Source organism: Pseudomonas sp. AA-38, assembly GCF_029457475.1.
In the GTDB taxonomy this organism is placed as follows: Bacteria; Pseudomonadota; Gammaproteobacteria; order Pseudomonadales; family Pseudomonadaceae; genus Aquipseudomonas.
Genome location: NZ_CP120359.1, coordinates 4,996,723 through 5,009,039 on the forward strand (window position 1 = coordinate 4,996,723; position 12,317 = coordinate 5,009,039).

Sequence of the window (12,317 nt, forward strand, 5' to 3'; positions counted from 1 at the left end):
ATTGACCCATACTGAAAAAATCAGTCACCGGGGGAACACCGTGAAGGATCATCACGCGAGAAATGCCCTGCTCGAGGCGACCTGGCGCTCGGCCCCTCTTGGCCTCGGCCTGCTCGGTCTGGATGGTTGCCTGCAATACGCCAACCCCGCGCTGCTGGAACTATTGGGCGCCGATGTGCAACTGCCCTCGCACGAACCGCTGGTGCACTGGCTGCACCCACAGGACAAGGACGCCTTCGACTACGCAACCGAGCGCGCCAGACGCCAGCAGACGGACATCCCTTGCGGGGAACTGCGGCTCAACTGCCGACAGGAGGGCTATCGGTGGCTGCGCACCAGCGTCTGCTGGATACCGGAGACCGAGACCAGCGCCGCCCACCTGTTGATACGCTTCACCCCGGCACGCTCGACCCAGGAGCGCGCCGAGCAGGTCTACCTGCTCAGCTCCGCCCTCGACTACACCGCCGACGGCGCCCTGCTGCTCGACGAAGACCTGCACATCCAGTACCTCAACGACGCCGCCAGTCGCCTGCTCGGCCAGGCCCACCAATACCTGATAGGGCAAGGCATCGAATATGCGCTGCCGCCGCTGGCCAAGCACGACGAGCCGGCCTTGCGCGAACTGGTGCAGCAGCAACAGAGCGTCCAACTGAAACTGAGCAATCCCGTCGACGGCGCCCACTACCACGTCTTGGTGAAGTTCACCCGCTTCCACTACGACCGGCGTGGCTACAGCCTCGCGGTGCTGCACGATCTCACCGAGCAGCAGCGCCTGACCGACACGCTGCAGCAGAATGAACGTCAGTTCCGCGCCCTGATCGAGAACACCCCCGACGCCATCGGGCGCCTCACTCCCGACTTCCGCCTGCTCTACGCCAACCCGGCCCTCGTGGCCCTGTGCCGCATGCCCCTGGTCGAGGCCAGGGGTCGCCCCGCACGGGATGCCTTCGGCGATAACGCGCAGGTCGACATCCTCGCCGACATGACGCGGGAAGTCGCCCGCCGTGGCGTTTCCCTCGAGGAAGAGCTGATCCTCGGCCTCGACGCCCCTAGCGACCAGCAACAGCACTATCTGGTACGCCTGGTGCCCGAACGGGACGACAACGGCGAGATCGTCAGCATCCTGTCCCTGGCCCGCGACATCACCAATATTCGCAAGGCCGAGCGGCGCCTGGCCGAGAGCAACCAGCAACTGCGCGAGCTGACCTCGCGCCGGGAATCGGCCCGCGAAGAAGAACGCAAGCTGATCGCACGGGAAATCCATGACGAACTGGGCCAGCACCTGACGGCCCTGCGCATGGGTATTTCCATGCTGCACCTGCAGTTCGGCTCCCAGGCGCCTGGCCTGAACGAGGCCGTGGATGGCCTGATGGGCCTGTGCGACCGCACCATCCAGGTGGTGCGCTCCATCGCCACCAGCCTGCGCCCGGCGGTACTCAACATGGGCCTGTACCCGGCCCTGCAATGGCTGATCAGCGAGTTTCGCCAGCACAGCCGGATCGAGTGCGAACTGACCACCCACAGCGACGAACCGCCCCTTACCGACGACCAGGCCACCACAGCCTTTCGCATCGTCCAGGAGGCCCTGAACAACATCGGGCGCCATTCCGGCGCCAGCCGCGCCGTGGTCAGCCTGGAACACCTCGACGGCGTCTGCCGCCTGGACATCACCGACAACGGCCGCGGCTTCGACCAGGCCTCGGTCAGCAAGCGCTCGCTGGGGCTCGCCGGCATGCGCGAACGTGGCATCAGCCTGGGTGGCGAAGTGGTCATTTTCAGCCATCCTGGGCAAGGCACCACCGTACAGGCAACCTTACCCATCAAGTCCAAACGGAATACCCCATGACGCGCATCATGATCGCTGACGATCACACCATCATGCGCAATGGCCTCAAGCAACTGATCGAATTCGACAGTGGCCTGCAGGTCGTCGCAGAAGCTGAAAACGGCGGCCAGGTCCTGGAAAACCTGCGCCATATCGAGGTCGACCTGGTTCTGCTGGACATGAGCATGCCTGGCATCAGCGGCGAGGATCTCATCGCTCGCATCCGCAGCCACTACGAGAAGCTGCCGATCCTGGTGCTGAGCATGCACAACGAAGCGCAGATCGCCCAACGCGCCCTGCGCGCCGGCGCCAGCGGCTACCTGACCAAGGATCACAATGCCGAAACCCTCCTCGCGATCATCAACAAGGTGGCCAAGGGCGGCCGCTATCTGGACCCACGCATTGCCGAGCAACTGGCGTTCGCCAATGCCGAGCAGCGTGACAGCGGCCTGGACAGCCTTTCGGATCGGGAATTCCAGGTGCTGCGCCTGCTCGCCGATGGTTTGAGCGTTAACCAGATCGCCGAACGCCTGGCCATCAGCAACAAGACCGTGAGCACGCACAAGACCCGCCTGATGGAAAAGATGGGCTTCAACTCCAACGCCGACATCATTCGCTTCGTGCTGACGGAGCAATTGTCCCGGTAGCAGGGCGTTGATACAGGTTCTTCGTGGAGTCTCGGGGAAGTTCGGTGTTGATAACGGACTGGCAAGGTTGTGTGTTGGCTTGTTGGTTGTTCTTGTGCCCGTTCCGGATTGCCGCGTTTTTGCTGATGTTTCTGGTTTCGCCCTCCCGGGCGAGTCACTTTGCGGGCAAAGTAACCAAAACCTTCCGCCCGATCATCCGGCCCTGGCTGCGCCAGGGTTCGCTCACTCCATCGCCGTTCCAGAGGCCCGCCGCGGTGGACCATCCCTGGCCCATCGCGGCTCTCGCGACATCCATGTCGCTCAACCTCTTCCACGACGATTCCGTTCGCCCTCCTGGGCGGGCTCTGCACGCGCCTGAACGTGCGGTTATTCCCAAGGGCTCTGAGTGCTTGAGCATGAGGTCAGCCTTAGGGCTGACCAGAATGCCGGCTGAAAGCCGGCAAGCTATCCATGCGGATGAAACCACGCGAATGAAAGTTTTGGTTTAACCGACGGCCACGTCGTGACTTCGCTGTTACCAGAACACGCCGGGCATGCCCGAAACCGATGTACGTTCAGGCGCGCTAACTCCCCCTTCAGGAGGCCGAACGTAGGCATTGCGCAGGGGGCGAGCGGCATGGATGCCGCGAGATACCGATGGCGGCCCCGCTTAAAGGGCCAGGGATGGCCCTTGTAAGCCGACCCTGGAGCGATGCCGGAGTGAGGGAAGTCGAGCGAAGCATGACGGGGACGCCTAGTTCCGGATGGCGGGGGTGCGTTTCTTTTGCTTACTTTTCTTTGCGCTGGGCGGCAATCCGAGTTCAAAGAAAAGTGAGTCGCCCGAGGGGGCGAAACCCGGAATAACTGAACACACCGAAGCGGCGTTCAGAACACCGATAAGCCAACACATAACCTCGCCACCCCGGCACCAACCAATCCTCCCCCCTCAAACAAGAAGAACCTGGAAAACCTTAGGCAACGACTGCACGGATGCAGGAGGTAGAGCGACGCAGGCAGCCAACGCCAAGATGGTTTTCAACGCCCCTAGGAAAATCCCTACAAAGAAACAGAGTGTCCCTAGGCCATCATCGGGAACTGACGATGCCCCGCTCGCCGCGCATACGCCATTCTGACAGCCATGAACGGGCCATCCGCGCCCAGCCACGTTGCCCGATGGAGTGTGAAGGTGACCTCTCAGACGACTGCCCCACGAACCCCCTGGCTGCCAACCATCCTGGCCGGCCTTGGCTGCCTGTCGCTGGCCTGGCTGGTGCTGCAGTGGCCCAGCTACTACTGGCTGCTGGCAGCGGTGCTGCCCGCCGCCCTGGTGCATCTCAGCCTGCATGGCCTGAGCGGCCAGCACGCCAAGGCCATCGACCTGGCCCATGAGCAGGGGGTCGCGCTTGGCCAGGCGCAGGAGGCCAAGCGTCATGTCGAGGGTCTGGACGACCTCTGCCGCCTGCTGTCACCGGTCTGGTCGCAGCAGATCGAAGCGGCACGCCAGCACACCGAGACAGCCATCGAATCACTCAGCGCCCGCTTCACCCAACTGGCCCAACGCATCAGTGCGGTGATCAGTGCCGACCAGCAGGGCGACGAGCAATCACTGCTCGGCCTGCTGGGCAGCAGCGAGCGCGAGCTGAAAGAGATCGTCAGCCAGTTGCGCCAGGCCCTGAGCAGCAAGGAAACCCTGCTGGCCGAAGTAGTCAGCCTCAGCGGCTATACCAGCCAACTGCGCGCCATGGCCAAGGAGGTGGGCGACGTCGCCAAGCAGACCAACCTGCTGGCCCTCAATGCCGCCATCGAAGCCGCCCGCGCCGGCGAAGCCGGGCGTGGCTTCGCCGTGGTCGCTGACGAAGTGCGCAAGCTCTCCACCCTATCCGAAGCCACCGGCAAGCGCATCGACGACACCATCGAGACCGTCAGCGCGGCCATCGAGCGCACCCTGCAGGTTTCCAACGAGCACTCCGACCGTGACGCCAACACCCTGAAAAATGCCAGCGAGGTCATCCGTCAGCTCATCGATGACCTGCGCGGCAGCGCCACTCGCCTGGTCGAGCACGGCTCGGTGCTCCACCAGGAGAACCAGGCCGTCGGCGCGGAAATCTCCGAGGTGCTGGTGGCGCTGCAGTTCCAGGATCGGGTCAGCCAGATGCTCGGCCACATGCGTGACGACATCCAGCGCCTGGGCCTGCACCTGAGCGAGCCCTGCGAGCGAGTCGACGCCCGCACCTGGCTCGACGAGCTGTCGCACAGCTACACCATGCCCGAGCAGCACGCCATCCATCAGGGCCGTAGCGTCGCCAAAGCCGACACCGCCTCCGACATCACCTTCTTCTGAGGACACGCCTCATGGCCAAGACCATTCTCATCGTCGACGACTCCGCCTCCATCCGCCAGGTGGTAGGCATGACCCTCAAGGGTGCCGGCTACGACGTCATCGAAGGCTGCGACGGCAAGGACGCGCTGACCAAACTCGACGGGCGCAAGGTGCACCTGATCATCAGCGACGTGAACATGCCGAACATGGACGGCATCACCTTCCTCAAGAACGTCAAGCAGCTACCCAACTACAAGTTCACCCCCGTGATCATGCTCACCACCGAGGCGGGTGATGCGAAGAAGAGCGAAGGCCAGGCGGCCGGCGCCAAGGCCTGGGTGGTCAAGCCCTTCCAGCCGGCGCAGATGCTGACCGCCGTTTCCAAGCTGATCCTGCCCTGATCCAAGAGGTGCACCATGCACGCCACACCCAACAGCAATGCTCCCCAGAAACTGGATCTCGATGGAGCGCTGAGCATCTACACCGCAGCCGATACCAAGCCACGCTTGAGCTCGGCCCTGCAAGGAACGCTTGCGCTGCAAATCGACCTGAGCGCCGTCGATGAATTCGACTGCGCGGGGCTGCAACTGCTGCTGGCCACCTGCGAGCAGGCCCGGCGCATGGATATCGACCTGCATTTCACCGGCGTGAGCCCCGTCGTGACCGAGCTGTTCAAGCTCGCCGGGCTGGGTGAGCTACTGCTCACGCGGGAGAGCAAACAATGAACCTCGACAGCATCATCGGCACCTTCATCGCCGAGAGCCAGGAACTGCTGCTGCAGATGGAAGACGCCCTGCTGCAGATCGAACACAGCCCCGATGACCCGGAGCTGATCAATGCCATCTTCCGCGCGGCTCACACCATCAAGGGCTCGGCCGGGCTGTTCGGCTTCGACGGCATCGTCGCCTTCACCCATGTCGCCGAAAGCGTGCTCGACCGCGTGCGCGGCGGTGAACTGCACCTCGACGCCGAGATGATCGCCCTGCTGCTCAAGGCCGGTGATCACCTCGCCGGGCTGATCCGCCATCTGGCCGCCGAAGGCGACCTGGCGCACCTGCCGCCAAGCGTGCATGACAACGACCGCGAGCTGGTCACGGCCCTCGGCCGCTACCTGCAAACCGAGCCCGCAGCCCAGCAGTCCATGCAGCCTGCCGCCGCTCACCCGGCAGCGGGCACGGCCGGCGGCAGCGAGCACTGGCATCTGTCGCTGCGCTTCGGCCCCGACACCCTGCGCAACGGCATGGATCCGCTGGCCTTCATCCGCTACCTGAGCACCCTCGGCCAGGTGCTGCACATCGAGACGGTGCTCGATCACCTGCCTGCGCTCGAGGCGCTGGATCCGGAAACCTGCTACCTGGGGCTGGAAGTCAGCTTCGCCAGCGACGCCGAGCCGAGCGCCATCGAAGGCGCCTTCGAGTTCGTCCGTGACGATGGCAGCATCCGCCTGTTGCCGCCCGGCAGCAGCCTGGGCGACTTCCAGACGCTGCTGCAGGAGCGCGCTGACGAAGGCCCGGCACAGCTCGAGCGCCTGCTGCGCTGCACGGGCCTGAGCCGCGACGAGCTGAGCGCCAGCGCCGCCGTACCGAGCGCCCTGGAAATACCCGCAGCGACCGAGAGCAGCGTCCCGGCCGTGGCCAGCGAAACACGCGCCAGCAGCGGCAAGGAGATGGCTCGCAGCAATGGCGACGCCAACCTGATCCGCGTCGATGCGACCAAGCTCGACCAGTTGATCAACCTGGTCGGCGAGCTGATCATCGCCGGCGCCAACACCCGCATGCTGGCCCAGCGCAGTGGCCTGAGCGAAATGGGCGAGTCCGCCGAGACCCTCTCACGCCTGGTCGAGGAGGTGCGCGACAGCGCCCTGACCCTGCGCATGGTGCAGATCGGCGCTACTTTCAACCGCTTCCAGCGCGTGGTACGCGACGTGTCCAAGGAGCTGGGCAAGGACATCGTCCTGCAGGTCAGCGGTGGTGACACCGAGCTGGACAAGACAGTGGTGGAAAAGATCGGCGACCCGCTCACCCACCTGGTGCGCAATGCCATGGATCATGGCATCGAGCCCGCCGAGGTGCGCCACGCCGCTGGCAAGCCACTGCAGGGCGTGGTGCGCCTCAATGCCTACCACGAGGCCGGCGGCATCCTCATCGAAGTCTCCGACGACGGCGGCGGTCTCAACCCGCAGAAAATCCTCGCCAAGGCCATCCAACGCGGCCTGATCAGCGAAGGCCAGCAGCTCAGTGACAAGGAGATTTTCAACCTGATCTTCGAGCCCGGCTTCTCCACCGCCGAGCAGATCAGCAACCTCTCCGGCCGTGGCGTCGGCATGGACGTGGTCAAGCGCAACATCACCGCCCTGCGCGGCACAGTCGAACTGGACAGCAAGCTGGGCCAGGGCACCTGCGTGCGCATCCGCCTGCCGCTGACCCTGGCCATCATCGATGGCTTCCTCATCGGTGTCGGCCAGGCCAGCTACGTGGTGCCGCTGGACATGGTGGAAGAATGCATCGAGCTGCCCAGCGAGGAGATAGCCGGGCAACAGCACCTGGATCTGCGCGGCAACGTGCTGCCCTTCATCCGCCTGCGCCAGATGTTCGATGACCAGAGCCAGCCGCCGCGCCGCGAGAACGTGGTGGTGGTGAGCTACGCCGGCGTGCGTGCCGGGTTGGTGGTCGACCAGTTGCTCGGCGAATTCCAGACCGTGATCAAACCCCTGGGCAAGGTGTTCTGCCAGGTGCCGGCGCTGAGCGGCTTCACCATTCTCGGCAGCGGTGCCGTCGCCCTGATCCTCGATATCCCAGGCCTGCTGGCCGAAGTCACGCAGCACAGCAGTGCGCGTGCCATGCCCCAATCCAACCCACTGAGGAGTACCGTGCAATGAACCTCTCCATTCGTATCGCGGCTCTGCTCGCAACCGCCATCCTCCCCCTGCTGATCCTGGCATTCGGCCTGGCGCCCGGCGCAGCCATGCCCCTCGCCATCCTGGCGGCTCTGGCCGTGGTCATCCAGGGCCTGCTGCTGCAGCGCAGCCTGCAGCCACTGGGCGCGGAGCCCCAGGCTCTGCTCGAATTCGCCGGGCAACTGGCGCGCGGCGAAATCAGCCGCCAGCCGCAGCCATCGGCCGCTGCTGGCTCGCTGCAGGAGCAACTGCACCAGATCGCCGGCCAGCTTGGCGGCCTTGCCCGGAACCTGCACCAGGTCAGCGATGAACACGCCCGTGGCGATATCGATGTGACCCTCGATACCCGTCTTCCCGGCCTCTATGGCGAAGTGGCCCAGGGCATCAACGCCCTGGTGAGCAGCCATATAGACGTGAAGAAAAAGGCCATGGCCTGCGTGCGCTCGATCGCCGAAGGCGACCTCAAAGCCCCCCTGGAACAGTTCCCTGGCAAGAAGGCCTTCATCAATGACAACATCGAGACCCTGCGCCGCAATATCGCCGGTCTGATGGACGAGATGCGCCACATGTCCGACGAGCACGACAAGGGCGATATCGACGTGACCATCGATGCCTCGCGCTTCCCGGGCAGCTATGCCGAGATCGCCCAGGGCATCAACGCCATGGTCGCCGGCCATATCAGCGTGAAGAAGAAGGCCATGGCCTGCATCAAGGCCTTCAGCGAAGGCGACCTCAAGGCGCCGCTGGAACAGTTCCCCGGCAAGAAGGCCTTCATCAACGACAACATCGAAACCCTGCGCCGCAATGTCCTGGCGCTGATCGAAGACACTCAGATGCTCAGCCAGGCCGCACTCGACGGCCGCCTCGACACCCGTGCCGATGCCAGCCGCCATCAGGGCGACTTCCGCCGCATCGTCGAAGGCATCAACGACACCCTGGAGGCCATCATCGCGCCGCTGCGCGAAGCCATGAACGTGATTGCCGGGCTGGCCGAAGGCGACCTGACCCAGACCATGGAGGGCCATTACAAGGGGCATCTCGCCGACCTGCAGCAATCGCTCAATGCCACGGTGAACAAACTGGCTGACGTCATTGGCCAGGTGCATCAGTCCACCAGCATGCTCAGCAGCGCTGCCGAGGAAATCTCCGCCACCGCGCAGAGCCTCAGCCATGCCGCCTCCAGCCAGGCTGCCTCGGTCGAGGAAACCAGCGCGGCGATGGAGCAGATGTCCGCCTCCATCGCGCAGAACACCGAAAACGCCAAGATCACCGACGGCATGGCCGGCAAGGCCTCCTGCGAGGCCAGCGAAGGTGGCCAGGCGGTCAAGGAAACCGTGCGCGCCATGAAGACCATCGCCGACAAGATCGGCATCGTCGACGACATCGCCTACCAGACCAACCTGCTGGCGCTCAACGCCGCCATCGAGGCGGCCCGCGCCGGCGAGCACGGCAAGGGCTTCGCCGTGGTCGCTGCCGAGGTGCGCAAGCTGGCCGAACGCAGCCAGGTAGCCGCCCAGGAAATCGGCGAAGTGGCCAAGTCCAGCGTGCAACTGGCCGAGCGTGCCGGCACCCTGCTCGACCACATGCTGCCGTCGATCTCCAAGACCTCAGACCTGGTGCAGGAGATCGCTGCCGCTTCCGAGGAGCAGAACACCGGCGTCAACCAGATCAGCTCAGCCATGACCCAGCTCAGCGACATCACCCAGCAGAACGCGGCCGCCTCCGAGGAGCTGGCCGCCACCTCCGAGGAGATGACCGGGCAATCGATGAATCTGCAGAGCCTGATGCAGTTCTTCCAACTGTCCAGCCAGCGCAGCACGGCCAGCGTCGTGAAGGCCACGCCAGCCACACGCAGTGCCAAGCCGGCTCAGGCCGATGAACAGGAAAGCGGCTTCATCCGCTTCGGGAGCTGATCATGACCACCGATCTCGCCCTGCTGGTCAGCCAGGAACAGCAAAGCCAGTACCTGACCTTCCGCGTCGGCCAGGATGCTTACGGCGTCGCCACCCGCTACGTGCGGGAGATCCTCGAGTTCGACCAGATCACCCTGGTGCCGATGATGCCCAGGCTGGTGCGCGGCGTGATCAATCTGCGCGGCGCCGTGGTGCCGATCATCGACCTGGCCGAGCGCTTCGGCCATGGTCGCACCGCCCTCGGCGCGCGTACTTGCATCGTCATCGTGGAGATCCTCGACGAGGAGGAGACCCATCTGATGGGTGCCCTGGTCGATGCGGTCAACGCGGTGGTGGAAATCGAACCGGGGGCCATCCGCCAGGCCCCCGCGTTCGGCAGCCGCATCCGCGGCGAATTCATCGAGGACATGGCTCGTCTCGACGAGCAGTTCCTCACCCTGCTGCGCATGGAGCAAGTGCTGTCGGTCACCCAGATCGCAGCCATGGCAGGCCAACCCCATGACCTCTCTCTCCTTCCATGCGATGCGCGCGAGCGCGCAGGAGCAAGCAAATGACCATCAGCAAGAAAATGATCCTTCTGGTGCTTTCGGCACTATTCGGCATCCTGTTGTTATCCGGCCTGGGCTATCAGCAGATGAACAAGGTGTTCACCGCAGCCAACTACGGCAACATCAACTCGGTGCCCAGCATCGTCACCCTGAACAAGGTGCGCAGCGCCATCAACGTGCAGATCCAGTTGCTCTACAGCCATATCCTGACCACCAACGATGCGGCGATGGCCGAGATAGAAACGCGCATCAAGAGCAACCGAGGCGACATCCAGCAAGCGCTCGAGGAGTACTCCAAGCTGCTGTCCGACGAGAAGGACGGGCAACTGCTGGAAGCCGATCGCAAAGGCATCGCCAGCTTCCTGCAAGGCGCTGACGGCGCGCTGACCCTGTCGCGCAGGAACGAGAACGAGGCCGCCCGTGACGCCATGCTAGCGCTGCAGCGTGAAGTCATCGACCCACTGCGCGAAGACCTCAATACGCACCTCGAATACAACATCACGGCCGCCAATAACGGCAGCCATGCGGCGCAGGAAGCGCTGCAGCAGGCGACGCTGCTGTCCATCGTCGTCTCGCTGATCACGCTGGTGGTCATCGCCCTGCTCGGCACCTTCATCACCCGCAACCTGTTGCGTCAGCTCGGTGGCGAGCCCGCCTACGCTGCCGAAATGGTGAGCCGCATCGCCGCCGGCGACTTGACCGTCAACGTAGAGACCAAGACCGGCGATACCAGCAGCATGCTGGCCGCGATCAAGGGCATGGTGGAAAAGCTGGCGCAGATCATCGGCGAAGTACGCAGTAACGCCGACTCGCTGTCCAGCGCCTCCGAGCAGATTTCCGCCACGGCCCAGAGCATGAGCCAAGGCGCTTCGGAACAGGCCGCCTCGGTCGAGGAAACCAGCGCCTCGATGGAACAGATGTCCGCCTCCATCGCGCAGAACACGGAAAATGCCAAGATCACCGATGGCATGGCCAGCAAGGCCGCACGCGAGGCCGACGAAGGTGGTCAGGCGGTGAAGAACACGGTGGCGGCGATGAAGACCATTGCCGACAAGATCGGTATCGTCGACGACATCGCCTACCAGACCAACCTGTTGGCCCTCAACGCCGCCATCGAGGCGGCCCGTGCCGGCGAGCACGGCAAGGGCTTCGCCGTGGTCGCAGCCGAAGTGCGCAAGCTGGCCGAGCGTAGCCAGATCGCCGCCCAGGAAATCAGCGAAGTGGCCAAGAGCAGCGTGTCGCTGGCCGAACGTGCCGGCCACTTGCTCGACGAGATGGTGCCCACGATCAACAAGACCTCCGATCTGGTGCAGGAAATCTCCGCTGCCTCCGAAGAACAAAGCTCCGGGGTCGGGCAGATCAACAGTGCCATGACCCAGCTCAGCAGCATCACCCAGCAGTCGGCATCGGCCTCCGAAGAGCTGGCCGCCACCGCCGAGGAAATGAGTGGCCAGGCCGAGCAACTGCAGCAACTGATGGACTTCTTCAAGATCAACAGCAGCGGCAACAAGCGCCCCGAGCGCAGCAAGCAAGCGGCTACCCAGCACGACAGCAGCGATAACGGCAGCAAGTCGTTCGCCCAGCCATCGATGTCTGGCGGCTTCATTCGCTTCCAGCACTGATCCGTCCCACCTTCGCAGCCGGGCACCAGGGGGTGCCCCAGGAGCGATTCATGTCCAGCTTCAACCCAGCGACGGCCACGGACACCCGCCAGCAGTACCTGACCTTCTCCCTCGGTGAAGAAATCTTCGCCGTGGGCACGCGCAACGTGCGCGAGATCATCGAATACGGCCACCTCACCTCGGTGCCGCTGATGCCCCCGAGCATCCTCGGCGTGATCAACCTGCGCGGCGGCGTGGTGCCGATCATGGATCTGCGCCAGCGCTTCGGCCAGGGCGCCACCCAGGTCGGTCGGCGCACCTGCATCGTCATTCTGGAAGTGCAGCGCGAGGGCGCCGAACAGGTCATCGGCATCGTCGTCGAAGCGGTGAATGCCGTGCTGGAGATTCCCGAAGAAGATATCGAGCCGCCGCCCAGCTTCGGCAGCCACATCCCCACCGATTTCCTCATCGGCATGGGCAAGCTCGAAAACCGTCTGGTGGTGCTGATCGACATTGGCCGCGTGCTGTCGCTCGACGATCTGCGCTTGTTGGCCAGCGCCGAACTGCCCCGCTCGGCCTGACTCCTGG

General features: G+C 64.2%; 10 protein-coding genes. All 10 read left to right on the forward strand.

The features are described from left to right. The first annotated feature begins 40 nt into the window (after window positions 1-40). The 10 genes from PVE35_RS22925 to PVE35_RS22970 all read left to right on the forward strand — a co-directional run bounded on the left by PVE35_RS22925 (window position 41) and on the right by PVE35_RS22970 (window position 12,310). On the forward strand, window positions 41-1,846 hold the full coding sequence (locus tag PVE35_RS22925; protein WP_268179372.1) for a PAS domain-containing protein: 1,806 nt from the start codon (window positions 41-43) through the stop codon (window positions 1,844-1,846). Continuing rightward, complete coding sequence (locus PVE35_RS22930; RefSeq protein WP_268179373.1) at window positions 1,843-2,472, forward strand: response regulator transcription factor; 630 nt, start codon at window positions 1,843-1,845, stop codon at window positions 2,470-2,472. Before PVE35_RS22925 ends, PVE35_RS22930 begins: the two co-directional genes overlap by 4 nt. A 1,165-nt stretch (window positions 2,473-3,637) precedes the next feature. Then, a complete protein-coding gene (locus tag PVE35_RS22935; protein WP_277373093.1) occupies window positions 3,638-4,792 on the forward strand; it encodes a methyl-accepting chemotaxis protein in 1,155 nt (384 codons plus the stop codon). 11 nt (window positions 4,793-4,803) lie between these two features. Further along, on the forward strand, window positions 4,804-5,172 hold the full coding sequence (locus PVE35_RS22940; RefSeq protein WP_277373094.1) for a response regulator: 369 nt from the start codon (window positions 4,804-4,806) through the stop codon (window positions 5,170-5,172). 15 nt (window positions 5,173-5,187) lie between these two features. Then, entirely contained in the window at window positions 5,188-5,496 is a 309-nt protein-coding gene (locus PVE35_RS22945; protein ID WP_268179376.1) for an STAS domain-containing protein, read from the forward strand. Beyond that, a complete protein-coding gene (locus PVE35_RS22950) occupies window positions 5,493-7,649 on the forward strand; it encodes a chemotaxis protein CheA (protein WP_277373095.1) in 2,157 nt (718 codons plus the stop codon). The genes PVE35_RS22945 and PVE35_RS22950 overlap by 4 nt, the downstream gene beginning before the upstream one ends. Beyond that, a complete protein-coding gene (locus tag PVE35_RS22955; protein ID WP_268179378.1) occupies window positions 7,646-9,580 on the forward strand; it encodes a methyl-accepting chemotaxis protein in 1,935 nt (644 codons plus the stop codon). Before PVE35_RS22950 ends, PVE35_RS22955 begins: the two co-directional genes overlap by 4 nt. Window positions 9,581-9,582: 2 nt before the next feature. Further along, complete coding sequence (locus PVE35_RS22960; protein WP_268179379.1) at window positions 9,583-10,134, forward strand: chemotaxis protein CheW; 552 nt, start codon at window positions 9,583-9,585, stop codon at window positions 10,132-10,134. After that, on the forward strand, window positions 10,131-11,750 hold the full coding sequence (locus tag PVE35_RS22965; protein ID WP_277373096.1) for a methyl-accepting chemotaxis protein: 1,620 nt from the start codon (window positions 10,131-10,133) through the stop codon (window positions 11,748-11,750). The genes PVE35_RS22960 and PVE35_RS22965 overlap by 4 nt, the downstream gene beginning before the upstream one ends. 50 nt (window positions 11,751-11,800) lie before the next feature. Continuing rightward, window positions 11,801-12,310, forward strand: coding sequence for a chemotaxis protein CheW (locus PVE35_RS22970; RefSeq protein ID WP_277373097.1), 510 nt, complete (start codon window positions 11,801-11,803; stop codon window positions 12,308-12,310). Window positions 12,311-12,317: the final 7 nt, after the last annotated feature.

Coding starts and splice junctions, on each gene's coding strand:
- PVE35_RS22930 (WP_268179373.1), top strand. CDS start 1,843: ATGACGCGCATCATGATCGCTGACGATCACACCATCATGCGCAATGGC.
- PVE35_RS22940 (WP_277373094.1), top strand. CDS start 4,804: ATGGCCAAGACCATTCTCATCGTCGACGACTCCGCCTCCATCCGCCAG.
- PVE35_RS22945 (WP_268179376.1), top strand. CDS start 5,188: ATGCACGCCACACCCAACAGCAATGCTCCCCAGAAACTGGATCTCGAT.
- PVE35_RS22950 (WP_277373095.1), top strand. CDS start 5,493: ATGAACCTCGACAGCATCATCGGCACCTTCATCGCCGAGAGCCAGGAA.
- PVE35_RS22955 (WP_268179378.1), top strand. CDS start 7,646: ATGAACCTCTCCATTCGTATCGCGGCTCTGCTCGCAACCGCCATCCTC.
- PVE35_RS22960 (WP_268179379.1), top strand. CDS start 9,583: ATGACCACCGATCTCGCCCTGCTGGTCAGCCAGGAACAGCAAAGCCAG.
- PVE35_RS22965 (WP_277373096.1), top strand. CDS start 10,131: ATGACCATCAGCAAGAAAATGATCCTTCTGGTGCTTTCGGCACTATTC.
- PVE35_RS22970 (WP_277373097.1), top strand. CDS start 11,801: ATGTCCAGCTTCAACCCAGCGACGGCCACGGACACCCGCCAGCAGTAC.